At 60.2% G+C, this 24,686-nt stretch carries 19 protein-coding genes and 1 tRNA gene; 3 read left to right on the forward strand and 17 right to left on the reverse strand.

Going from position 1 to position 24,686, the window contains the following annotated elements:
- Window positions 1–10: 10 nt before the first annotated feature.
- From BMZ40_RS04530 to BMZ40_RS04540, 3 genes are read right to left on the reverse strand one after another with little or no spacing between them, the layout of a single operon-like run.
- Window positions 11–1,654, reverse strand: a complete 1,644-nt coding sequence (locus BMZ40_RS04530; RefSeq protein WP_177193020.1) for a glycosyltransferase — start codon at window positions 1,652–1,654, stop codon at window positions 11–13.
- Complete coding sequence (locus BMZ40_RS04535; RefSeq protein WP_092372938.1) at window positions 1,651–3,153, reverse strand: ATP-binding cassette domain-containing protein; 1,503 nt, start codon at window positions 3,151–3,153, stop codon at window positions 1,651–1,653. The genes BMZ40_RS04530 and BMZ40_RS04535 overlap by 4 nt, the downstream gene beginning before the upstream one ends.
- Before the next feature lie 54 nt (window positions 3,154–3,207).
- The gene (locus BMZ40_RS04540) at window positions 3,208–3,819 is read right to left on the reverse strand and encodes a YceI family protein (protein ID WP_092372939.1); all 612 of its coding nucleotides are present in this window, start codon (window positions 3,817–3,819) and stop codon (window positions 3,208–3,210) included.
- Between the two features lie 224 nt (window positions 3,820–4,043).
- Here BMZ40_RS04540 and BMZ40_RS04545 point away from each other — a divergent pair.
- A tRNA-Ala gene (locus tag BMZ40_RS04545) sits at window positions 4,044–4,119 on the forward strand.
- 371 nt (window positions 4,120–4,490) lie between these two features.
- Window positions 4,491–5,543 carry a hybrid sensor histidine kinase/response regulator gene (locus BMZ40_RS04550; protein ID WP_092372940.1) on the forward strand — a complete coding sequence of 351 codons (1,053 nt, stop codon included), beginning with the start codon at window positions 4,491–4,493 and terminating at the stop codon, window positions 5,541–5,543.
- 151 nt (window positions 5,544–5,694) lie between these two features.
- On the opposite strand, the gene BMZ40_RS04555 is transcribed toward BMZ40_RS04550, so the two are convergent.
- The 6 genes from BMZ40_RS04555 to BMZ40_RS04580 all read right to left on the reverse strand — a co-directional run bounded on the left by BMZ40_RS04555 (window position 5,695) and on the right by BMZ40_RS04580 (window position 14,228).
- Window positions 5,695–6,564, reverse strand: coding sequence for a deoxyribonuclease IV (locus BMZ40_RS04555; protein WP_092373133.1), 870 nt, complete (start codon window positions 6,562–6,564; stop codon window positions 5,695–5,697).
- 177 nt (window positions 6,565–6,741) lie between these two features.
- A complete protein-coding gene (locus BMZ40_RS19875; protein WP_092372941.1) occupies window positions 6,742–8,805 on the reverse strand; it encodes a methyl-accepting chemotaxis protein in 2,064 nt (687 codons plus the stop codon).
- 223 nt (window positions 8,806–9,028) lie between these two features.
- Window positions 9,029–9,478 carry a 4Fe-4S dicluster domain-containing protein gene (locus BMZ40_RS04565; protein ID WP_092372942.1) on the reverse strand — a complete coding sequence of 150 codons (450 nt, stop codon included), beginning with the start codon at window positions 9,476–9,478 and terminating at the stop codon, window positions 9,029–9,031.
- 9 nt (window positions 9,479–9,487) lie between these two features.
- Window positions 9,488–11,575, reverse strand: coding sequence for a molybdopterin-dependent oxidoreductase (locus BMZ40_RS04570; RefSeq protein ID WP_092372943.1), 2,088 nt, complete (start codon window positions 11,573–11,575; stop codon window positions 9,488–9,490).
- A 284-nt stretch (window positions 11,576–11,859) separates the two neighbouring features.
- Window positions 11,860–13,281: an SH3 domain-containing protein gene (locus BMZ40_RS04575; protein ID WP_092372944.1), complete on the reverse strand. Its 1,422-nt coding sequence runs from the start codon at window positions 13,279–13,281 to the stop codon at window positions 11,860–11,862.
- Between the two features lie 83 nt (window positions 13,282–13,364).
- Entirely contained in the window at window positions 13,365–14,228 is an 864-nt protein-coding gene (locus tag BMZ40_RS04580; protein WP_092373134.1) for a YitT family protein, read from the reverse strand.
- Between the two features lie 159 nt (window positions 14,229–14,387).
- On the opposite strand from BMZ40_RS04580, the gene BMZ40_RS04585 reads away from it, so the two are divergent.
- A complete protein-coding gene (locus BMZ40_RS04585) occupies window positions 14,388–16,823 on the forward strand; it encodes an acetate--CoA ligase family protein (protein ID WP_092372945.1) in 2,436 nt (811 codons plus the stop codon).
- Here the strand turns inward: BMZ40_RS04585 and arfB are convergent.
- The 8 genes from arfB to prmA all read right to left on the reverse strand — a co-directional run bounded on the left by arfB (window position 16,792) and on the right by prmA (window position 24,611).
- A complete protein-coding gene (gene arfB / locus BMZ40_RS04590) occupies window positions 16,792–17,205 on the reverse strand; it encodes an alternative ribosome rescue aminoacyl-tRNA hydrolase ArfB (protein ID WP_092190467.1) in 414 nt (137 codons plus the stop codon). The genes BMZ40_RS04585 and arfB overlap by 32 nt on opposite strands.
- Before the next feature lie 88 nt (window positions 17,206–17,293).
- On the reverse strand, window positions 17,294–17,614 hold the full coding sequence (locus tag BMZ40_RS04595; RefSeq protein WP_092372946.1) for an IscA/HesB family protein: 321 nt from the start codon (window positions 17,612–17,614) through the stop codon (window positions 17,294–17,296).
- Window positions 17,615–17,800: 186 nt separating this feature from the next.
- Window positions 17,801–19,147, reverse strand: coding sequence for a diguanylate cyclase (locus BMZ40_RS04600; RefSeq protein ID WP_092372947.1), 1,347 nt, complete (start codon window positions 19,145–19,147; stop codon window positions 17,801–17,803).
- A gap of 75 nt (window positions 19,148–19,222) precedes the next feature.
- On the reverse strand, window positions 19,223–20,524 hold the full coding sequence (locus BMZ40_RS04605) for a divergent polysaccharide deacetylase family protein (RefSeq protein ID WP_092372948.1): 1,302 nt from the start codon (window positions 20,522–20,524) through the stop codon (window positions 19,223–19,225).
- A 52-nt stretch (window positions 20,525–20,576) separates the two neighbouring features.
- The gene (locus BMZ40_RS04610) at window positions 20,577–21,848 is read right to left on the reverse strand and encodes a S41 family peptidase (protein WP_092372949.1); all 1,272 of its coding nucleotides are present in this window, start codon (window positions 21,846–21,848) and stop codon (window positions 20,577–20,579) included.
- Window positions 21,849–21,943: 95 nt separating this feature from the next.
- Complete coding sequence (locus BMZ40_RS04615; protein ID WP_177193021.1) at window positions 21,944–23,065, reverse strand: murein hydrolase activator EnvC family protein; 1,122 nt, start codon at window positions 23,063–23,065, stop codon at window positions 21,944–21,946.
- Window positions 23,062–23,760 (reverse strand): endonuclease III domain-containing protein, encoded by a 699-nt coding sequence (locus BMZ40_RS04620; protein WP_092372951.1) that lies wholly within the window; start codon window positions 23,758–23,760, stop codon window positions 23,062–23,064. Before BMZ40_RS04620 ends, BMZ40_RS04615 begins: the two co-directional genes overlap by 4 nt.
- The gene (prmA, locus tag BMZ40_RS04625) at window positions 23,757–24,611 is read right to left on the reverse strand and encodes a 50S ribosomal protein L11 methyltransferase (protein ID WP_177193022.1); all 855 of its coding nucleotides are present in this window, start codon (window positions 24,609–24,611) and stop codon (window positions 23,757–23,759) included. Before prmA ends, BMZ40_RS04620 begins: the two co-directional genes overlap by 4 nt.
- Window positions 24,612–24,686 lie beyond the last annotated feature (75 nt).

Genomic DNA, 24,686 nt, shown 5'->3' on the forward strand with positions numbered 1-24,686 from the left:
GCCTTGTGCTTTAGGTTGCGTGCGTTCCCGGGTCGATCGCGGGGCGCAGCAGGTCCCGGATCCGTCCGGATTCGTCATGGGCCTCAAGCCGCCGCCAAAAACGATCTTCCTGACCCTGGCGCAGGGCTTCTTCCCTGGCCGCCAGCAGTTCTTCGAGGCCCTGCCGGACGCGAAAGGCGCGGCAATTGGTGGCCCCGAGCTCCAATGTCAGCCGCCAGTTCGCACGCTCGCGCAATGACAGATAGGACAGGGCCTTGAGTCGCAGGCCGTCCCATCCGCTGTCGCGGGCAAGGATTCGGGCCATCTCCCGGTACACGTCCGTGTTTTGCGGATCGAATTCGCTGGCCTGCACCAGACATTCCAGGCTCGATGCAGGCAGGTGCTTCCTGGGATTGAACACGAATCCGGGCCTGAAAACCCGCCTGAAACGTTGTAGCTCCCTGGCCCAGGCAAGGCAAATCAAAAGCGGGGTGTCCCCCGGGTCCGGGGCCGATGGCGCGCAGTGACGCCTGTGGCGCAGGAAAAAAAGACGCGACAGACGCACATCCTCAAACAGAAGCGCACCCATACCGCCCGCCAGATTGACTTCGAGCGAGGACTCGTATTGCCCTTTCTCCGCCACCGGCACGGCCAGACGCATGAACTCGTCCCGGCCGAGCCTGGCCCGCAATCGCAGCAGCACGGCCAGAATCTCTTCCGTTACGGGCAGGGCCGAGAGCCCCGCCGCAAGAGCGTTTGCGTCCATGTCCAGGCGCCCAGCCTCCCAGAGATGGTACAGCGTCAGCCACCAGGCCACCCGCCCCTCGACGCCGCTCGCCGCTGATCGGTCGCCGATATCCTCGGCCGCGGCCAGCAGCGCCGTGGCGCGATGCTTTGGCAGATGCTCGCGCCGGACCCGCTCCCGGGCACGCAGACCCATGCTGCGGGCCAGCAGATCCTCCGAGAGCAGCCGCCGGGCCCAGGCGGCAAGCTCCGCGCCATCGCGATACACGGCCACTTCCTCGTCCGGGATGAACAGTTCCTCAAGGCCGGGAGTGGCCGGATTGATCACGGCGCATCCGCAGGAAGCCGCTTCTAACAGGCGAAAATTGACTTCCCCGAAAATGGACTCGTTGGGCACGATCCGGCTGTGGTCATAAAAATCGAGCATGGGCGCAAAGCCCAGATCAACCCGCGCCTCAAGCGGCCCCAACTCTTTGAGCCAGTCCAGAAACCATCCCCGGACCGGCCTCTCCGGGGTAACCCGGCCCACAAACCCCAAGCCCCTGCGCCGCTCGTCCCAGGGCGCAAGGGCGCGCTGCGAGCCATACCAGGGCAGCCACAGGGTCCGGGCCGTGCCTCGCTCCCGGAACCAGGCTTGCCAATGCTTTTGGGTTGTGCAGAAGAGATCGAAAAGGCGGGCGTAATACTGATGCCAGAAACTGTTCAAATGCGTGTCTATGGACCAGAAAACCTTGGGGCAGGAAAAAACGTCGAGATCTATGACGAGGGTCCGAGGCCCAAGGGCTTCCTGCTGGATCAGGAGGTCGGGAACAAAATCCCCCAGAAGCGGGGCAAGGCGCACGATGCCCGGCCCCGGACGCAGGTCCTTCACGGTGTGTCCGAGGTCGGACAGGGCCGTGCACAGGCTCGAATCCAGACAGACAATGTTCATGATCCGCCTGCCGACCGCTCCGCACTTTCGAAAAGAGCGGCAAAGGCGGGAGTCTGCCGCAATGCGGACCATTCCGTGGCGGCCACAAGCCGTCCCTGGTCAAGGATGAGTCCGTGAGTCAGCAGCTCGTCCATGTATTCCGGAGAGTGGGTGGCCAGCACCAGGGTGCGCCCCTGCTCGGCCCAATGCCGAAGCAGTTCGACCATGCGCGCCTGCCAGGAGGCGTCGAGGCCGGAAAAAGGTTCGTCCAGGACCAAGAAATCCGGGCCATGCACAACGGCTCGACCCAGCATGACCTGCCGCGCCTGGCCGTAGGAAAGCGACCCAAGGGGCCGGTCCAGCCAGTCCTCCATGCCCCAGGCTCGGGCCAGCTCCCGCGTTTGGCTGACTTGCGTCTCGGAAAGACCGCGATGCACACCAAGGCCGTCGCACAGGCCCGAAAGAAGCACGTCGCGACAGGTGGCTTTGGGCTCGATGCGCTCCCCTATCCAGGGAGCCAGAATGCCTATGCGGCCCCGGATCTGTGCCATGCGTGTGAGCCCCGAACGCCCGAACCATCTCGCCTCGCCTCCCGGCCAGGGCCTTCGATATCCGGTGACAAGCTGCAGCAGAGTCGACTTGCCACCGCCGTTGTGCCCGAGCACGCCCCAGCATTCACCGGTGTTGACCGTCCAGCTCAGGTTGTCCACGGCAGCGCGGCCTTCCATGACCACAGTGCAGGATTCAAGCTCAACCACTGCGCCTGACCGGGACGAGGCGGCCTGTCCCTGCGGCAGTTCCAGGGCGCCAGGTCGTACCTGCGATGGCCGATCCACCAGACGTCCGTGCTCAATATATATCCGCCCCCGGACCTCTTCGGGCACCGGCAACAGTCCGTGACCGCTGACCAGAAGGCGGGTGCGGCCCGTGGCCGCGATGCGGTTCAGCGCGTCGAGCAGCTTCAGCTGCCCTTGCCGGTCCAGCCCCTGGGTCAGCTCATCGACGGCGAGCAGTTTTGGAGAGGCGATGAGCGCGCGGGCCAGAAGCGCGCGTTTGGCCTGCCCCGTGGACACCGCCCGCATGGGCCGATCAAGGACCAGCCCCAGGCCCATTTCAAGGCCCAGGGCGCGCGCTTTTTCGCGTTCTGACTCGGCTGGCTCATGATAGAGAAAGGGGGTGTTGTGCAGTCCGGCGCAGATGATTTCCCAGACCGGCACGCGCAGGTCATGGCGCAGATACCAGTCCGCCATGGCAGGCGTGACCAGGCGCACATGCGGACGCACGCCGATGGGCGAGGACGATTCTTCCCCGAAAAGGCGGTAGATGCGCTGGCCGGAGCTTCGCTGCGAAGGCCACAGCTCGCCGACCAGCAGGCGCAGCAAGGTGGTCTTGCCTGCCCCGTTGTCGCCGAGAACGGCGAAATGTTCGCGACCACCAATGGTCAGGTTCAGGTCGTGCAGGATGCGGGCTGTGCCCAAATCCACATCGACGTGCCGAAGATGAATCTCAAGACTGTCCATGCTTCCTCTGGCTGCGGGCGAGTTGACCGGGAGCTCCCGGACCGGAGGACAGTACTAGCGTTGCAGCAGCTCCATGTCGATAGTCAGGTCAATGGTTTCGCCCATGACTCCCATCCGTGTCCATTCTGCGGAGCCCACGTGGAAATCCAGACGGTTTATGGAAAACTCTGCATGCAGGCCGAGCACCCTGGTGCCGGGCATCTGGTCCGTGATAGGATGCGGGACGATGCCGAGCACCTGTAGCGGAACCCTGACCTCGGCGGTCACGTCGCGAATGGTCAAGTCTCCGATGACGACGAGGACGCCGCCTTCTTCGGGGACAACTTTTCTGGAAGCGAAAATCATCCGGGGCGATTTCTCCACGTCCAGAAAATCCGGACTGCGCAGATGATCGTCACGAGCGGGTACGCCGGTATGAACGCTTGAACTGTCGATCAAAAAATAGAACTGGCTTTTCTCGGGCCGCGCGGCATCATACTCGACCTGGCCGGAAAACCGGCTGAAGACGCCGGGCACATAGCCCACGATATGACGAATCCGGAAGCCCACGGAAGAATGCTCCATATCGATATCCCATTGCCCGGCAGCCTTCTCGCCGGCCAAGAGCACTCCGGGTCCCAGAATACAAAAAAGCGTGAAAAGAACCATCTTCAAAAAAAATCGCATCAAAAAAATCTCCGCTAAGGTTGCGACAGGCTGGTTTCCTACATCGGAAAAAGCCCGCCCCGGCCGCCTGGGTCCTTTGAATCACTTCAATCTTAAAAGCCCTCAAGGCCGGATTTGTCAGGCCCCCCTATCAGGGACGAGCCTTTTGCGCCATACTTGAGCGTATGACAATTTTTCCTGTTGACAGCCGGTGCCGAATGTATCAAAAGGCGGCTTCGCGTTGTGGGGCTGTAGCTCAGCTGGGAGAGCGCTTGAATGGCATTCAAGAGGTCCGCGGTTCGATCCCGCGTAGCTCCACCACTTAAACGCTTAAAAAACATTACGTTTACTTGAATGCCGCAAACAACGAAACCGTCAGAGATGACGGTTTTTTTGTTTGCGGCCGCCGTTGATCCTTCCAGCGGGTCAAGACTTTATGATACGCCATGAAGTGGCGCACGGTTTGCTTTTTCTTGAAAGGAAAATGTATTGGCAAGTCCGAGCGTGACACATCTTACCGTATTCACATGTTGTTTTGTAAGCACGCAACCCACATGTGCCAACAGCATTCAATTGTTTTATGTACAGTTATCAGGCATTATCGATTATTGAATGGTCCTATGCTTTTTTTCCGCGATGTGAAAAAATTCTCCCGTCAACCAGGCCCGCAGGGCCTTATGGATAGATAACCAATGATCGGAAAGAAACGTTCCAAAATCCTGATTGTCGACGACACTGAAGTGAACATCGACATTCTGGTGGAATTTCTCGGCGACATATATGATGTCAGCACGGCATCCGATGGCTTCACGGCCCTGGAAAGTGTCGCCGCCACCCCCCCAGACCTCATTCTGCTCGACATCATGATGCCCGGACTGGATGGCTTTGGAGTTTGCGAGAAGCTCAAGGGCGATGCGGCAACGTCAGACATTCCGATCATCTTCGTGACCACCCTTTCCGACATCACCACCGAATCCCAGGGATTTGACCTCGGCGCCGCCGACTTCATCACCAAGCCCTTCAGCAGCGCGGTGGTCAGGGCCAGGGTCAAGAATCACCTCGCCCTGCGCGAAGCTGCCCGGTTCAAGGCAGATGTGGAGCAAATCACGCGGCATGACCTCAAGTCCCCCCTGAACACGGTCATCGACCTACCGAAGCGCATGCTCTTGAGCGAAAATCTTTCCGACCGCCTGCGCGACATGCTGCAGCGCATCGAGGACGCCGGGCGCACGCTCCTGGCCATGAACAATCTCGCCTCCGTGCTCTTCAAGATGGAGCAGGAAACCTACACCCTGACTCGCGCGAAAATGGACCTGACCGCCGTGACGCGCATGGTCCTCTCGGCTCTCGAAGATACCGCCCGGATGCGAGACATCAAGCTGCAACTGGTCGTCAACGGCGCTGACATCCCCGCCCCGATTCATTTCATGGGCGAGGAACTGCTCTGCCACTCCATGATCTGGAACATCGTCGATTGGGCCGTGGAAGCTTCCCCGCGAGAGGACATCGTTCTGGTGTCCGTTGAATCCACATCACCGAGCATGATTCGGATCGACATCACCGGCAGGACAGAAGCGCCCCTGGAACTTCGGGATATCTTCTTTGAAAAATACGCGGGCGACAAAAAACACGGAACCGGGCTCAAAACATATTCAGCTCGGCTTATCGCAAGGACGCACGGCGGGGACGCCATCGTGAGCAGCAAGGACGACAAGATCGTGATCAGCATTTTCTTGCCCACATGATGCGCAGCCAATCAAACCATCGCCTTTCTACGGCCTCGAAAGGCAAGACGCGAAAACGGGATCTTGGCAAAATCCTACTCCGGGACATGCACGGGTTCAAACATCCTCAAGCCCCGTCGTTCAGAGCAGGCCCTGGTCCCGAAGCAAACGCTCAAAACGCTTTTCGCGTCACGGCCTGGTCGGCGGATCGTTCGTGCCACATCCCGCGTAGCAGCCGGATCTCTTCGGCATACCCCGGCAGCTCGTTTGGCGTTTCCAGATAAAACGGCAGGTTCCGCAAGCGCGGATGGTTGACGATGCGTCCGAATGCCGCCAGCCCGATATGCCCCTCGCCGATCCGGGCGTGACGATCCTTGCGGCTGCCCCTGGGATTCAGACTGTCGTTCAAGTGAATCGCATGCAGATTTTCAAGACCGACGACTCGATCGAATTCGGCCAGCACGCCGTCCAGGTCTCCTACGATATCGTATCCCGCATCATGAACATGGCATGTGTCCAGACAGACCCCGATCTTTTCCGGCATCCGCGCACGGTCCATGATTTCCCGCAATTCCTCGAAAGTGCTCCCAACCTCGCTGCCTTTGCCGGACATGGTTTCAAGCAGGACCAAGGTCGTCGTTTGCGACGTGAGCACGACGCCCAGTTGCGCCGCGATGAGCCGTATTCCCTCGTCCACCCCTTGCCCCACATGGCTGCCAGGATGAAAATTGTACATGTTTCCGGGAAGATGTTCCATGCGCGCCAAATCGTCCCGCATCGTCTCCAGGGCAAAGTTCCTGACCTTGGCGTCGGCCGAGCACGGATTCAGCGTGTACGGCGCGTGAGCCAGGAAGGGACCAAGTCCATGCTCTGCGGCCAACGCCCTGAACACGGCCACATCCGCCGGGTCGATATCCTTGGCCTTCCCGCCGCGCGGATTGCGGGTGAAGAACTGGAACGTGCTCGCACCGATTTCAATGGCCGTGCGTCCCATGGCCAAAAAGCCCTTGGAAGAGGAAAGATGACATCCGATATTGAGCATCACGCGTCCTTTTTTTTTAATGACGCCCCAGGCCCAGCCCATAACCAAGTGCCGGACGGAGCAGAGAATCCCAAAAAACAGGAAAGCCGCCCCAAAGGACGACTCTCCTGCCAATCATTTCTTCACGACACACGCCAGGCGTGTTCTCCATAAAACCGGACCTGGAACTTTACGCTCCTAAATCTTGAACTTGCTGACCATGGTGTCAAGGCCCTCAGCCAGGCCGGACAGGTTCTGCGCGTTCTCGTGCACGGATTTTGCCGTGGAGGTAACATCCTCGGCGACGTTGCGCACCTGCCCCACGTCCCTGGCGATGTCGCGCACCACCGAATCCACATGGGCCACGCTCTCATTGACCTGCTGAACCCCGACCGAGGCCTGCCCGACGTTTTCGGCAATGTCGCGCGTGGTCACGGACTGCTCTTCAACGGCTGCGGCGATGGAACCCACGATGACGTCCACATCGCCGATGACCTCCGTGATCTCTGCAATTTCCGAAATCGTATGACCGGTCGCCTGCTGGATGCCTTGGATACGGTTGCGGATCTCTTCGGTTTCCCTTGCCGTCTGCTGGGCCAGCTCCTTGATCTCGTTGGCGACAACCGCGAAGCCGCGCCCGGCGTCGCCGGCCCGGGCCGCCTCGATGGTGGCATTGAGCGCAAGCAGATTGGTCTGGGAAGAAATGGCGGTGATGGACTCGGTCACCTTACCGATATCCCTCGTAGCCGCGCCCAGCTCACTGACCTGGGCCGTGGCCTTGCTCGCTGCGGAAACGGCCCGAACGGTCATTTCCTTGGCCTTGCCGGTGCTGACCGCGATTTCGGAGATGGTCGCGCTCATTTCATCCGAATTGGTGGCCACGGTGCCGATGTTGACCGTGAATTCCTCCATGGCCGCCGCCACGGTATTCATGTTCGAACTCATGTCATCCGTGGAGGACGCCGCCGCCTTGGAAGTTTGCGTCATCGAATCCGCGTAGCCGTTCAGGCTGCCGGCCAGCTGCAACAGCCCCTGGGAGGCGCTCGCCACCTGATTCGAGCTTTGAGCCACATTCGCGAGCATGTTCCGGATCTTGTCCATGAGCTTGTTGAACCAGGAACACAGCTCGCCGATCTCATCGCTGGACGTGACCGCAAGACAGTCGGTCAGGTCGGCCCGGTCTTCCGTAATGTCGACAATGCGCGTCTTCATGAGCGACAGCGGGCGGATGATGAGGCGCATGAGCACGAACGAACTGATCAATCCGGCAGCCATGAGCACAACCGCCATGAGGGCCAGGATATAAAATCCCACATCGCGGATCGCCGTGGTCCAGGAGGACGCATCGAATGCATAGACCAGAACGCCGACCTGATCGCCCGAATAATCCCTGACCGGGAAAGCTGCCAGCGCGGCATCGCCGTATCGCTCATAAACAGTGCCCTGCTGTCCTTTCATCAAAAAATCCAGGGTCACAAGCCCCTCGACCCGGCCGTCCTCGGTGGGAGTGACCAGAACGAACTTGTCGCCGACCAGGGGGTTCTTTTCCGGATTTTGCAGGGCCGTGGCCACGGACAGATTCGCGGCGTTCATGTACACGACCATGCTCTGCCCTTCCCCGGATGCAGCGCCCTCGATGACGGACTCGAAAGATTCAAGAGTCTCGACCGATCCCAGCTGCTGGCCGTCTGCATCCACTACCGGAGCTATGCCGCGGATGGCGAAGCCGCCGCTGCCGACCTCGATACCCTTGATGGACTTGCCGTTGGCGTTGACCTGCACGACCGTCTCCCTGAAAGAGGTCAGATCGTCGGAGATGTCGACCCACTCCCCGCCGCGCTTGGTCTGTTTCTCCCGCCACAGACGCACCAGGCTGCGCGCCTTGGGCAGGTGAAAATGCAGCTGCATGGATTTGCCCGAGATGCTCTTGAACCCGGCCAGATCATCTGCAAGCAACCGCCGCAGTTCGTCGCGGGCCTGCTGCATGAGCGGGTCCGCTTCATTTTCGATATTGCCCATATGAGCCAGCTCAAAGGCCTGCACAACATCCGTGCGCCGGGAAAAAAGCGCCGCCTTTTCAAGTCCCTGGTTGGCCAGCGTGGTAATGGCGGTGTCCACCTCGCGCGATTTCTCCTCGGCAATGGAGCGCAGCAGTTGCCCCTGAAAATCAGTCAGCTGCGATCGGATGAGCAGCCCACCTGCAAGGCCAAGGACAACCACCGAAATAAAAAGCGGGAGGACAAATTTGAATCTGAGTTTCATGCCACACTCCAACTGTTTGATTTGAACACAAGCCTTTTCAGCGACTACTCCCGCATAACCCAGCAATCCGGGGACTTCAACATCTCGTGTTCATTTAATTCGTATCAAGTGGCCCTTTTCTTACATAGACCCTGGGCTTACACATCAAGCTCACTTTCAGAACAAACGCCCCTGCACTGCATCCAGTCCAGGGGCGTCAACATGACCAAAAAAACAGCAAATCTTACTTTTTGCGTTCCAGACACAGCGCATGCGTGGTGCAAGCAGTCACGCAGGCCGGTTCCAGACCGGCATCAAGGCGGTCCATGCAATAATCACATTTCCCGACGATGTTTTCTTCCTCGTGCAGGACGGGGATGTTCCAGGGACACGCCTCGATACACGCCTCGCATCCGATGCACAATTCCTTGACCACGTACACAAGTCCATCGGACTCGCGGCGTACCATGGCTTCCGTGGGACAGGCCGCAACGCAGGCGGGGTCGTCACAATGATAGCAGCTTCGAAAAGAGGCCTTCATCACGATTTTGCCGTCTTTGAGTTCCGGCTTGCCGGAGGTGTGTACGGCGTATTTGATCCCGACGGGATTATTGTTCTTGACCTTGCAGTGCACTTCACAGGCCTTGCAGTGAATGCAACGCTTCTTGTCCAGTTTCATTCTGTAATTGCTCATCGCTGCCCCCTAGATTTTGCGCACGCCGACAAAATGTTCCTGCATGGAGAGACATCCCCCGCCCTTGTCCCAGCTTTCCAGACCGCCGGGCATGAGCTCATGGTCGGCCGCGCCCTTGCCTATGGCTCGCGATTCGACCGGCAACTTGTGCCCGAATCCGTGAACCATGAACAGGGCTTCCGGATGCACGCAATCCGTCACAAAAGCTCGAATCCTTCCGCTTTCGCCCCTGACCGAGAAGACCTCGACCAGGTCGCCGTCGGCGATGCCCATCTCGGCGGCGCGACTGGTGTGAATCCAGGCCACGTTCTCGGGCATCTGTTCGGCCAGGAGAGGATTGTTGACCGTGTGCCCCTGGGTGTGCACGCCGACCCGGCCAAAGGCGATGCGGAACATCCCTTGCGGCGGACGTGCCGGAGAAATGTACGGAGGGAGGGTGTCATGCCCGGCCTTGGCCCACTTGCCGCTCGACATCTCGATCTTGCCCGATGGCGTGGGCAGCTTGATTTCGGACATGGGGCGGTACAGAGGCTTGTCGGCCAATTCCACAAAACCCTTGGCCTGGAAGTCCTCGATGCTCACGCCGGTTTCCTGCAACTGGTAGTTCCAGAGGTCCTCGATAGTCTCGAAGGCCAAAGGATCAAGACCCAGGCGCTTGGCCAGACCGCAGATGATTTCCCAGTCGGCCTTTGAGTCAAAGGTCGGCTCCTGAGCCCGGTGGCGGACAAAGAACTGGGGTTTGAGGCCCGATTTGCCGGCGATGATGCTCTCGCGCGCCAGGTAGGTGGACAGGGGCAGGACCACATCCGAATTCCAGGCCGTGTCGGACCAGGAGAAGGTGATGCTGACCAGAAGGTCGAGCCCGGCCCATTTTTTCTTCAGCGCCTCGGGATCGGGCATGGCCATGAGCGGATCGTGGCGGAAACACAGGTAGGCCTTGACGGGATACGGCTCGCCCGTGACGATGGCGTCATAGGCAAGGTTCACAAGGCCCGGGCCGCCATCGAACTGCGGGTATTTCCAGCCCACGCCGTCGGCCCGCTTCTCTTCCGGCTTGGGGAAAAGATCGACCAGCTTCTTCAAGCCCTTGCGGCCCACTTCCTTGGCCGCGTTGACGAACGGCAGTCCACCCTTGGCACCAATGGAACCGAGCAAAGCGTTGATGATGTAGGCTGTGCGGCAGACCTGAAAGGAGTCGTTGTAGCGGGCGACCATCCAGCCGGGATGCCAGACCACGCTCGGGGCGGCTGCGGACAGCTGGCGGGCCAGATCGACGATGGCCTCGGCCGAAGCGCCGGTCTCGGCGGCGGCCCACTCGGGCGTGTAGGGCTTCACGAATTCCTTGAGCTGCTCGAAGCCGTCCACGAACTGCTCGACGTATTCCTTGTTGTAGAGACCCTCGTAAATGAGCGCGTGAATGACGCCGAGGTTGAAGCCGTAGTCCGTACCCGGGCGGATGAGAAAGAAATTGTCGGCCTTGCTCGCGCTGACGTTGCCGCGGATATCGATGACCGTCAGCTTTGCGCCCCCGGCGATGCCATCCAGGGCGGCGTTGACCTCGGCCACGTTGATGGCCTCCATGATATTGCGGGTCTGGAGGATGATGTGCTTGGCGTTGCGCAGGTCATAGGCCACCATCTTGCGGCCCACGCCGATGACGGACTGCGCGCCGTGCTGCACGTTGCGGGCGCAGGAGGCGTCATGGTTGCAATAGTTGGGCGAGCCGATGCCGCGCATGAAGGCCTGATGCAGATCCGGGAAGGGACCTCCGCGATCGCTCCACAACACCGAACGGGGGCCGTGCTCGGCCATGATGCCCTTGAGTTTGTCGGCAACGTAGTCCAGGGCTTCGTCCCAGGACACGGCCTTCCATTTGCCTTCGCCGCGCTCGCCCACGCGAATGAGCGGAGTCTGGGGCTTTTCCGGATCCTGCTCCAGGGCGATACCTGCCGCCCCACGGGCGCAAAGTCCCTTCTTGAGCGGAGAAAATTCGTTACCCTGGACGCGAACGGCCTTGCCGTCCTGCACATCCACCTGGATTGGGCAGCGCACGGTGCACATGCCGCAGACACTGAACACTGATTTTGTTGCCGTCATGGCCATCTCCCGCTGATAAGGCGCAAAACCCGAAATCGGGCCCCGCTGATGGTTATTCAATATGATTGTTTGTCACTACCTGCAGACAGGTGACAAGGAAAACACACTCGGGGAATGACCCTTTTTTCACAATCATCTCCTGGGCAACCCCCCGCTCAGACCTTTTTCTTTTCCGGGCTTGTATCAATTCCTCGTAGCTCCTGCTTCTCGTTCTTAAGCATACGCCGGTCGTTTTTTTAATTGGCGTGAATCCGCATATCGTTCTGACGAACATCCGCGCGTTTCTATTTCTCGATCATGGAAGACTTCGCGCCGATCAGCGTCAATCCGCGCACCTTGTCCAGAAAGTCGTCCCGGCCCACATCGTCCCGCTCCTCGCCGGGCCGCAGGGTCGAGATGACGAGACGTCCGACCACGGCCCGCCCTTCGCCCCCTTCCGGCAAAACGGTGCGCACTCCCCACAGGTTGTGCAGCATGAGCGGTTCATTCCGGTCGCTTGTGCCGAGATAGAGTCCGATATGGCCCGGCAGCCAGACAAGGGAGGCAAACGGCACGCCCTGGGTGCGGATGGCGTTCAGCTTGGCGGCAGCGTCCAGCCCCTCCAGGGAGAGGTGTTCTCCTCCGTGTTTCGCCTGCTGCGAGGAATTGCGCGGCAGCCAGATGCCAAAGGGCAGGAACAGATCACGCATGGCGGATGAGCAGTCGCGATTCTCGAACATGCCGCCCCATCCGTAGAGCTGCCCGGACATGGCGTCGGCCAGCTCCGCCACGGTGCGCGAAGTCAACGGCAGGGGCATGCGCGACGCCTGCAGATAGCCAAGCTCGGCCAGGGCCACCTTCGCCCGGCCCGTGGCGTCCCGGACAGGGACCTTGACCATGAAACCCTGCCCTCCCCGGGAATGCAGGGGAAAAATGGCCCCGATATGGGTCTGCCCCAGAAACATGCCCTGCCCGACCAGCGAGGTCTCGTCCTTGCGTAGGGCCACCATGGCCCTTGATTCGTATTGCGCGCAAAAATTCGCGTCCGTCAGGGCCACGTCTTCGCTACGCACCCAGCCGTTGGCAAAGGCCGTCTCGACGTAATACCAGGCCCGGTCCAAAGAGACGTGGGTGATGAAGACGGGCGTGCCCATCCACACGGCGGTGTTCTGAAAATAGTCGAAGGGAAAGCCTTCGCCGGGCCGTTTCGGATCCAGAAAAAACGGCCGATTCGAGGGCAGTACGCGCATGGCGGTGTTGCGTACGGTGATGGCCGGAGCGCTCAAGGAGGGATATGTGGGCAGATCCTGCAAGGCCACGACATGCACCCACCTGTCCTGCGGATACGGCTGCAGATTTTCGGCGTAGCCCTGTTTGGATCCAAGGCCGCGCACGCCCCAGGAAATGTCTTTCGCGGACAATGACGCACGCACCTGCTTCCACGGCGCAAAAAAGCGCTCCAGGGCCTGGTTGTGCATGGCGGCCTGCTCCGCCGGGGCCATGAGCGGCTGATCCGACACCGGCACTGCAAGGCTTGCCCGCTGCGGCACAGCCAGGACGATTTCCGAAAGCAGGGCCGGACCCTGCGGCGTCTCGTCCCTCTCCACCAGCGTCGGCCCAGAGTCAGGTTTGATTTCGGACCCTGGCTTGCCGGCACAGGCGCTCAGGAGCGTGATGAAAACCGCCGCCCACACCCCGAGAATCAAACCGCGCAAAATTGTCTTCATGTTTCCTGACCCATGCGTTGATGTGCGAAAATCAGTCCGTCCGGCACCGGCCGGGGCTGCACGCTCCTGCCCCCCGGCTGCGCTCAATACACCTTGCGCCGGGAAAACCCCTTGCCGATGACGTTGAACGTGTTTTCAAAAATGACGAAAGCGTCGGGATCGAGAGTGAATATCAATTCCTCAAGCTTTTTCTGCTGCACGTTGTTGACCACGGTCATGACCACCTGCTTGGGCTGCCCGGTGTACCCGCCGCGTCCTTCGAGCAGGGTCACGCCCCGGTTGGCGCTCTTGATGATGGCGTCCGAAATGACCTGGGCGTGATCGGAGATGATGAACACGAGCTTGCGCTGATTGAACATGCTCAGGACATAATCCATGATCTGGCTGGTCACGAAAACCATGATCAGGGAATAGAGCACCATGTCCGTCTCCAGCAGCGAGAAGCTGATGGTGAACAGGGCCGCGTTGAAAATGAAACTGACCTGGCCGATGCGGAATCCGAAACGCTGGTGCAGGAGGATGCCGAGAATATCGAGTCCGCCGGTAGATCCGAGGGAACGCATGCTTATTCCCGCTCCTGCGCCGAGCATGGCCCCGCCGGCAATGGCCGCGAGCAGATGGTCGTGCACGGGAAGGGTGAAGCTGATGATCTCCATCCAGGCCGTGATGGCGCACATGCCGTAGGCCGTATACAGCACGAATCTGCGGCTGATCATGACCCAGCCGATCACGGCGATGGGAATGTTCAGGACGAAGAGCCACAGTCCCGGAGTCAGCGTTGCCGTGAAGTAGTAGATCAAAAGGGCGATGCCCGACACGCCACCGGTCACGAATCCGTGCGGCACGGCCACCGACTTGATGGACATGGCGACAAGGAAGCTGCCCACGGTCAGGAGAAATATGTTCCACGGGATGGAGTAGGCGTAGAGCCGAAGTTTGGAGTTCATGGATGCCAACATGCCGCGTTTAACGGAAATGTCCAGCCTTTTGCCAAGACAACACCGTGACAAGCCCGAGTCCCATCCGCGTGGATTCGCCAACCTCTTCTTGTCCTGTCGCCATCCCCTGCGCTACGCTACTGCAAATCCATCCTTGGGAGCACTTTCATGAGCATCAAAGTCGCCACGCATATCGATTTCACGGCCATGACCCAGATTTTTGCGCAGGCCGAGCGCAAGGGACGAGACCTCCTCTACGAGCACGAGGTCTACAGCCTGCTGCGCAACCTCGGCTCCGAGACGCCGCCGCGCAGCCTCCTGCTCCTGGCCGGAACACGCCCTTCTGACGAAGAACTGCTGGCCCTGCCCGGCGACAGGGTCGTGCTCAAGATCGTCTCGCCCTACATCGTGCACAAGAGCGACGTCGGCGGCGTGCGCATCGTCCCCAAGCATCCGGACAAGATCCGCTCGACCTGGCGGCGCATGATGTACGAGGTCGCCGAAAACTACGCCGATCGCATCGAACGCCGCCCCACCCATGCCCCGGCGCACTATCAGGGACTGACCGGCGACGCGCTGGTCTCGGCCATCTCCCAGGACATTCAGGGCGTGCTCCTGGTGCAGTTCATTCCGCCGGACGCCACCTCATTCGGCAATGAGCTCATTGTCGGCCTGCGCGCCACGCGTGAATTCGGCATGGTCCTCACCGCCGGAGTCGGCGGCACGGACACGGAGCTTCTGGCCGACAATTTCCGCAAGAACCGCAGCATCGTCTCGGCCTCCACCGAACTCAACGACGGCGAGTCCTTTTTTGAACTCTTCAGGCGCACCGTGGCCTACAAGGTCCTGGCCGGAAAGACGCGCGGGCAGAAACGCGCGGTCGCCGACGAACAGCTCATCGAATGCTTCTCGGCCTTCATCCAGGTCGGGAACTTCTTTTCGCCCACGGCCGGGGACGCCCCCTTTGTCATCGAGGAACTGGAGATCAATCCCTTCGCCTTTTCGGACTTCATGATGGTGCCGCTTGACGGAATGTGCCGGTTCTCGCTGCCGCAAAAGACGCTGGCCGCCCCCAGGCCAGTGGAAAAAATCCACACCCTGCTGCATCCGGTCCGCATCGCTCTCATCGGGGTGTCCACATCCCGCCAGAACTTTGGCCGCGTCATCCTGCAGAACGTCCTGGCCCACGGTTTTCCGGCGGACAGGATTACGGTCATCCATCCGTCCGCCACGGAAATCGACGGCGTCGCCTGCGCCCGGGAGCTGTCTGCCCTCAGCGAACCGGTGGACCTCTTCGTAGTGGCCGTGGCGGCCGAAAACCTGCCGGAACTGATCGAAGAGATCATGAACTGCAAAAAAGCCGCATCCGTACTGCTCATCCCGGGCGGCCTGGGTGAAACGCAGGACAGCAGGGCCATGGCCGAGAAGATCATGTCCAGGATCGACGACGGCCACAGACAGGGCGATGGGCCCGTCTTCCTGGGCGGCAATTCCATGGGCGTCATTTCCCACCCCGGGAATTACGACACCTGGTTCATCCCCGAAAATAAACTGCCCAAGGGCCGGGGACAGCACCATCGCAACTCCGCCTTCATCAGCCAGTCCGGAGCGTTCATGGCCACACGAATGAGCCGCGCCCCGGAGCTGGACCCGGCCTATCTGATCTCCATTGGCAACCAGAACGACCTGACCCTTGGTGACTTCATGGCCTATTTCAAGAGCCATCCGGACACGGATGTGATCGGGGTCTACTGCGAAGGATTCAATGACCTTGACGGCGTGCACTTCACCCGCGCGGTGCGGGAGGCGGTCCTGGCCGGCAAGGAAATCATCTTTTACAAGGCCGGGCGCACGCCCGAGGGCAAGACCGCGACATCCAGCCACACGGCCTCCCTGGCGGGAGACTACACGGTCTGCGAATCCTGCCTGACCCAGGCCGGGGCCATGGTGGCCAGATCCTTCAACCAGTTCACGGAACTCTACATGCTGGCCAAGGGGCTGCATGGCAAAGCCATTGCCGGCAACCGCATGGCCGCCGTCTCCACGGCCGGATACGAGGCGGTGGGCATGGCCGACAACATCACGGCCGACGACTTCGAGCTGCGCATGGCCGCGTTCCGTCCCGCCACAAGGCAGCGCATCTCCAGGGCCCTGGCGGACTGCGGGCTCGACAGGCTGGTCGAGGTCAAGAACCCGCTGGACATGAACCCCGCGGCCACCGACGAACTTTTCACGGAGGTCGTGGAAGCGCTGGCGGCGGACCCGGGCGTGGATCTGGCCGTTGTCGGCATGATTCCGCTCACTCCGTCCCTGTCCTCCCTGGACATGGACGCAAGTCAGAACATCGCCGAGCGCATCGGCGCCATCGCACGCCACAGCCCCAAGCCCATCGTGGCCGTGGTCGACGGCGGCGAGATGTACAACCCCTTCGCGGCCATGCTGCGCGAACGGGGCATGCCCGTGTTCAGGGATGCGGACAGGGCCGTGCGGGCCCTCGGGCTGTATGTTCAGGCCCGACTTGGAGCGGAAAACCTGCGCTGCAGGAGAGGAGGAAACGTGGAAGAAAAAAAGGCTAGTCCTCTGCGTTCCGGCGCAGATTCTTGAGACGTGACTGTTTGGCCTTGGATGCCAGACGCCGCTCCTTGGAAGCCCGGGTGGGTTTCGTGGCCCGGCGAGGCTTGGGGCGCACGGCGGCCTGGGCCACCAAATGCGCCAGGCGCTCAAGGGCAGCCTTGCGATTGGCCTCCTGGGTGCGATGCGACTCGGCCCGGATGACCAGCTCACCGTCCACGGTGAGCCGCTTTCCGGCCAGCGCTTCAAGACGGGCCATCCCGTCCTCGTCCAGTCCGCGAATCGCGTCCAGGCGAACGCGCAGACGCACGGCCGTGGCCACCTTGTTCACATTCTGGCCGCCGGGACCGGAGGAGCGGATGAATTCGAGGCGGATGTCCTCGTCTTCGATATGTACGCGGGGTGTGATGAACATGGGGAGTGGATACCGAAAATGTCTTGGTTCCGAAAGCGAAAAGGGCAGCCTTGGCCGCCCTTTTCGCGCTTGATGTTTTTCCTTGTGATCAGCCGCAGCTTCCGCCGCATCCGCAGGAGGAGCACCCGCCTTCGCCCTCGGGGAAGACCATGCTCGATTCCACGGTAAAGCCCATGTTCTGGTCAAAGAGAACCGTCATGGGTTTGGCCTGCTCGAACAGGGCCCCCTCGACCAGAAAGGAATATCCGTCCACGTCGAAGATCTGATCGTTGTCTTTCTGCTCGTCCAGGGCCAACCCGAGACGGGGTCCGCCGCAGCCGGAAGCCAGGTATATTCGAATGGGTTCCTTGTCCTTGCCGCCGAAATGCTCATCCAGCTGCGCTTTTGCCGCCGGTTGGAGAGTAAACATAGATGCCTCCTATAGTTTGAATAGAGGAAAATCTAATCCCGACAGACAATATGTCAACACCCTCTTGCATCGAACACCCAAAATCCGGCGTCAATCCGGCAGACAACCAGTCGCGTTGACAACCAGTCGCGTTGACAAAAAAAGCGGACCCGGGGCCCGCTTCCAGCAAATGCAACGCTCAAGCAATCAACGCATCAGGTAAAAACCAAGGTCGCTGTCGTAGCTTTTCTGGTCCGCGAACTGGCATCCGACATACCGCTCGCTCATGTATTTGACCCGGGTCAACCGGGTGACTTCCGTGCGCCTTGAATCATCCAGACGGAAACGGATCTTGATCAGCGCTCCCCGGACCAGGCGGTGACTGAGCAACGTCGTGAAGCCGACGCCATTCAGGGAGACGTTCTCCAGCAAAAAATCACCCGTCTCGCCCGTTTCGGGATTTTCGAACAGCCCGGCAAGCTGCACGTTCTTGCGGTAATACTGCCTGCGCTCCATGGCCTGCTTTTCCTCGTTGAGGAGCAGCACAAGGTTTGCGGCCACATTGCGGAATTTGCGAAAGCCCCGGGTCGTGGTCCTGCTCGTGTCGCAAATTCCGAGCAGCGGGGCGACATCGTCCTGAATGCCGGACACGACATCGAGAAGCACCGAAAAATAGGGCATCTGCCTGGTGGCGCTTTGCTGGGCGATCTTGGTGTTGATGCGCTGGCTGACATCCAGAGCGGCGGGCCTGGCCGTATTGGGCATGATCACCGCGAACTTGTTTGAGGCGATGCGGCACGGCACGTCAACCTTGCGCACTTCGTCTCCAAGGACCCCGGCGAGCATCTGAATGATCTTGTCCACGCTCGACGGGCCATATTCTTCGTTGAGCCTGCGCAAATTCTCGATCGTGACCATCAACACGCTCGACGGAGTTCCATAGCGTTTGCAGACCTCGATCTCGCGCTCCATGTAACGATCGAAAGTCCGCTTGTTCGGCAGGCCGGTGAGCTGGTCCGTTTCGGCCATGCGTCTCATGGCCTGGAAATAGTATGCCCGCTCAAGAGCCACGGCGGTAACCTCGGCAATGGCCGCGAAGTCCGTCAGATTCCTCTTGGTGAAAGGCTCCCCGTGCTGGGTGTCGATGAGTTCCAGGACACCGTAAACCATATCTCCGCTCTTTAGCGGCACGGCCATGACCGTTGAACAGCCCTTGGTCTTGGCCGTCAGAAATTGTGTAGTGAAGCGCGGATCCCGCGCAGTGTCCTCGATCAGCAGGGCTTCTCCCATCTCCGCGACCCATCCGGCCAGGCCCGTGCCCTTCCGCAATTTCTTGCCGCTGACCAAATCGGTCTTTTCACCCACGACGTGATTGAAAGTCAGATCCCCGGTGTCCGGATCCACAAGTAAAAACGCCAGATGCCTGGGAGAAAAAAAGCTCTCCACGTGGACACAAATTTCTTCGAGTGTTTTTTGAATGCTGGTGCGATGCGAAAGTCCTCTGGAAATCCCGAGAAGGACGTTTATGCACGAAGAAGGGGTAAGCGGCTCCATCTTTGGCTCCTGCTGGTGAGCGGAAATACATCTCTATGTACAGGATTCATTACTTGGAGAAAAAGCAGGAATTTGTCAAATATCTTGTATTTTGCAGATAACCACGCTCATGTCGCGGGTTCTTGCCCATGACTCAAGCGCTGACAGCGTCGCCGGGTAGGGATGCCCGATGGCCACGGCAAGCCCGGTACGCTTGGCCAGGCTCTCGGCCTTTTTGAGCTGCAGCAGGATTGCATGCTCCTTTGCCGTATTGTCGAGAAAGATATGCCTTCTGTAGTAACGCAGACCCAGGGTTTTGCTCACGTCGCGCACGCAACTCTTGGGCGTGGTCAGGCTATCCACGAAGAATTTCCCGCGCCCTTGCAGATGAGCGAGCACGACAGTCATGGCCTTTTTGTCCTGGGTCAGACGCGAACCCATGTGGTTGTTGGCCCCGTCCACTTCCGGCAGGCGCGCCAGATTGTCGACCAGGGTCTGTTCCAGCACGGCCGGGTTCATGTTCACGCGCAAGGTGCCGGGACCGGAATTGGCCGACTTGGGATAGCCCTCCGGCTCGCAGGGAAGATGCAGCAGCAGCTCAAGATCTTCCTGCCTGGCCAGGTCGGCCACCTGACGCGCCTTGGTGTTGTGCGGCAGCACCGAAAAGCTGACCGCGAAAGGCAGGTCGGCCAGCCGCTTGGCCACGGACATGCTCTCGCCCAGGTCGTCGATGATGATGACGAGCCTTGGGGCTCTCACGGTCGGAACCTCGGGCTCCGGCTCGGGAACCAGGGACAGGGGCAGAAAGATGTGATGGGTCGCCTCGCCCAGGATGGAAATCTCAAGATCGCGCGGGTTGCTGTCCACGGTCTTCAGGCTAAAATCCGGCCCGAGTTGATCCAGGTTCTTCTTGAGTTCGGCCAGGAAGGGAAAAACTTCGTGCCCCAGATTGATGGTCAGGTTCTGATAATAGAACTCCTGACCGCCATGACGCCGCACCTCAACTGTTCGGTGACGCATGAGGCTTTCGGATTCGCCCTGGGCGGCAAGGCCCATCAGTATGGCCAGGTCGACACTGCGAACCTTGGCGTCAAAATCGTCGATCTGGGCTTCGTATGCCAGCGACTGGTTTTTTTGAACCGAAGCGTCCTTGGCGGGAACCTGCCCGGGCCGGGCCTCCTTGCGGCTTTGCGCGGCGGGCTTTTCGGACGTCTTGTGTGCGACCGGCGGCTGAACGTTCCCGGACTTGTTCGGAGCGTTTCTGAGCGGCAGATGCATGGCCACGAAAAGGGTCAGACCGGTCAGGAGAACGACGCAAATCCAGAGCAATGATTTGAACAGCGAAAAGCCGGACGCCTTGGCCGCTGGCTTCTTCTTTTTTCGTTTTTTTGGGGGCATGGAGGTGGAAAGAACGCGGGACGGCAGGAGCCGTCCCGCATTTCGATGAGAATCAGTTGGTGAGCTGCATGAAGCGCGGCAGGGACTTGACCATGCTCAGGCCTATGCGCAGCTGGTTGTCCTTGGCCAATGCTTCCTTGGCATCAAGCGCTCCCGGGTCCAGCACCGCATCCCCATTGGGATTGTCCAGATGCTTGGACAGGTTCGCCTCCCTGAAATCACGCAACTCGGCGGCATCCTCGGCCGCGAGCGTGAAGGGGAGTTCCACGTCGGGGTCAATGCCCTCGGCCTGGATGGAGCGACCGTTTGGCGTGTAGTAAAGCGCGATGGTCAGCTTGACTGCGGAACCGTCGGACAGGGGCATGATGGTCTGCACCGAGCCCTTGCCGAAGGTGCGCTCGCCGATCAGGATGGCGCGTTTGCGGTCCTGCAGGGCTCCGGCCACGATCTCCGAGGCCGAGGCTGAACCGGAGTTGATGAGCACCACCACGGGGCAGGTCACGTCCGTCGATTGCCGGGACGCCATCTCGTCCTTTCTGCTTTTGGGATCGCGTCCCTGGGTGTAGACGATGAGCCCGTCACGCAGAAACGTGTCGGTCACGGAAATGGCCTGATTGAGAAGGCCTCCGGGGTTGTTGCGCAGATCAAGGACAATGCCCTTGAGCTCCTGCTTGGCCGAGTACTCGCGCAATTTGCCGTGCATGTCGTCGGTGGTGTTGGCCTTGAAATCGGTCAGACGCAGATGCACGTAGCCGGGTTCGAGTTCCTTGAACTTGACACTGACCAGCGGAATCGTGCCGCGCACGATGCTCACTTTTTCCGGAGCCTGGGACTCCTTGTGCAGGATGGTCAGCTCCACGGCCTCTCCCTTGGGGCCGCGAATCTTGGACACCGCGTCCTCAAGGGAAATGTCCAGCGCCGAAGCGCCGTTGATCTCAAGGATGATGTCTCCGGCCCTGAGACCGGCCTTGTCGGCGGGGGTGTCTTCAATGGGGGCGATGACGGTCAGGCGCTTGTCCCGGACACCGATCTGGATGCCGATGCCGCCGAATTCACCCTGAAATTCTTCCTGCATCATCTTGAACTTGTCGAGATCGATATATGTGGAATGCGGATCAATGGAATTGAGCATCCCTTCGATGGCCCCGTGGATCAGATCCGTACGGTCGACCTCCTGAACATAATTCTTTTCGATCAGATCCAGAACCTGGCTGAACTGCTTCAAGGCCTGATAATGATCAGTATCACGGGCCTGGCTGGACGAGGCCGTGCCGCAAAGGCCGACCAGAAGAATCATCGTGCCAAGAAAATGGCTGAAACGCATGATATCCTCCCTGAGGGAATGGCGAGAAATTGTTGGAATCACTTGAAAGCGGATACCGTGGTGCAGTCCTGTCCGAAAAAATGCGAACCCACTTTTCACCCCGACTGTAACCATTTTAAAGGATTAATGACTTTTTGCCTGTAACGCAATTCGAAATAGAGGCCTTCGCCCTTGGCCGCCGGGTAGAATCCGCACACGCCGATCTGCTGTCCGCGCTCCACTTCCCGGCCTACCGGAATGGGGGCGTCGGACAAAAAGGCATACAGCGAATAATAATCCTCACCGTGAAAAACAATCACAACCTGTCCGAACCCGCGCAACTGGTCGTTGTGCACGACCTTGCCCCAGGAGACGCTGCGCACCGGAGTGCCGGCAGACAGGGCCAGGCCAATCCCGTTGCTGGGCGGATTTCCGTCCGGCGCGAAGGACACGACCCGCTTGCCCTTGGCAGGCCAGCTCAGCTTGCCCTGCAACTTTGAAATCTTCTTGGAGGATTGCAGGCTGATCTTGTGGCGGATGCCGGCGATGGAACCCATCAGGTTCTGGATTTCCTTTTCGCTCTCCTTCTTCTTGACCCGCACTTCGGCAATCTGGCGTTCGTACTGCGTTCTCTTTTTTTCCAGTTCGGCCCTGGACGCCTTGATCTTGTTCAGCTGGGCCTCGGCCTGGGCCGCATTCTGATCGAGAACCGACTGCTGGTCGGCCACGATCTGGCTCTGACGCTCGATATCTTCCCGCAAGGCTTGGGCCTCGCCATACAGGGCCGTCAGCCAGGCCTCCCGGCGGTTGGCTTCTGCCCACCGCTCCGCAGAGGCAAAGCCTTCTTCCTTGGCTGTCAGATAGATGGGCCACAGCGTTCGCATCAACTCCTGTAGACGGCCGGTGGTCTTTTCCCGCTCCTTCAGCAGCGCATCAAGGCGCCTGGCGCCTTCGGCCTGCTCTTTTTTAAGAACGGCAAGTTCGTCTTCGAGCTTCTGGAGGGATGACGCCGCCTGCTTGACCGAACCTTCGAGCTTGGCCAGATCCTTGTGCAGGCTGCGCTCTTTTTCGGTCAGGCTCTGGATGGCTTTTTTGCGTTCGGCCAACTGTTTGTTCTTGGCGGCCATCTCTTCTTCCAGAGAGGCAAAGCCGAGCGTGGCCGTGAACACAAGACCGCCCAGGAGCATCAGGATGATCGCGAAAAAGCGCGGCTTGAGGCGGGATGACGGACGATTCATGGGTGAGGGATGATGCTTTTTCCCACGCAGGTCAAGGGGCTGAACTCTTCCAGAAACACCGCCAGGGGACAGCTCGCGCATTTTCCCGCCTTCTTTGCGCACCAATTCTTGCCCGTACGCACGATGAGGGCGTGGTATTCATTATATAAAGCCACATCCGGCGGCAGGACATCCATGAAAAAATCGCGCAGCTCCCCGTACCCGATGTCTTCGGGGATCAGCCCGTGCCTGCCCAGGATGCGCCGCGTATACGCGTCGACCACAAAGGACGGCAGGCCGAGCGCATAGAGCAGGATGGAATCAGCCGTCTCCGGACCAATGCCGGAAACCTCGAGCAGAGCCGGGCGCAGCCCTTCCACCGTCTCGCCGCGCAATCCATCCATGTCCAGATCGCATTTTTCGTGCAGGAAATTCAGAAAATTGCGCACCCGCACCGCCTTGACCCGAAAGGCCCCGGCCGGGCGAATGAGCGCCGCGACCTCATCGTCGTTCAACCGGGCGAGCGCCCCGGGTTCGAGCAGGCCGGATTCGCGCAGGTTGTGCATCGCTTTCTCCACGTTGGCCCAGGCCGTGTTTTGGGTCAAAATGGCGCCAAGCGCGATTTCAAAAGACGTGTCTCCCGGCCACCACCGGCTTGGGCCCAGCTCGGCCTGCATCGCACGGTAGTAGCCGAGCAGCACGGCTTCCCGGTTCATGTTCGAAAGACGAGCAGGGTCCATTCCCCGGAGTAGGTAATCTCGGGAGCCGCAAGCCCCTGCCCGACATAGGCCTGCACGACGCGGTCCGCCTGCTCGCGCAGGATGCCGGACAGGATGAGCACCCCCGGCCGGGCCAGACGGGCGCTGATGTCCTCGGCCATGTCGATGAGCGGATTGGCCAGGATGTTGGCCAGAATGCAATCAAAGCGCTGCTCCGCAGGGATGTCCGTGACGCTTCCGGTGGCGGTTTTGAAAGCGCCTTCCACCGCGTTCAGGGCCGCGTTTTCGCGGGCGTTGTCGATGGCCACGGGGTCGATGTCCAGGCCCTGGCCGACGAGCCCGAGCTTGACGGCGGCGATGCCCAGAATACCCGAGCCCGTGCCCAGATCAAGGAAGGACTGCCCCGCCGTCAGCACGCCCTCCGTCGCCAGGCGATCCAATGCCTCAAGGCACAGGGCCGTGGTCTGGTGGTGTCCCGTCCCGAAGGCCATCTTGGGCTCGATCAGAATGGGCTGGGCCGTGCAGGGCTCGTCCTTGAGCCAGGCAGGCAGAACCACGAACCGCGATCCGATGGGGATGGGCGTGAAGTATTTTTTCCAGGCGCTGGTCCAGTCCGCGTTGTCCACGCTGGCCCTTTCGAGCCGCACCTCGGGACACGCGGCCTGAAGCGCGGCCTCGGTCTCGGCGGACTGCTCCGGCCGATCGAAATGCACGGTCAGGTGGCGCAGGCCGTCCTTTGTGCCGCCGTCCTCCCAGCCCCACGGGGTGTGCAGAAACAGCAGTCCGATGACAAGATCCTCGTTTTCCGGGGCAAAGGCGAGGGCAAGGCGGGCGAGTTTGTTTGACATGTATGAACCTGACAACGGCATGACACCGCTGGAATTTGAAGTTTGAAAAAGGGCCCGCTTCAGACTGGAAAAGGG

It is taken from the genome of Desulfomicrobium apsheronum (assembly GCF_900114115.1).
Taxonomy (GTDB): Bacteria; Desulfobacterota; Desulfovibrionia; order Desulfovibrionales; family Desulfomicrobiaceae; genus Desulfomicrobium; species Desulfomicrobium apsheronum.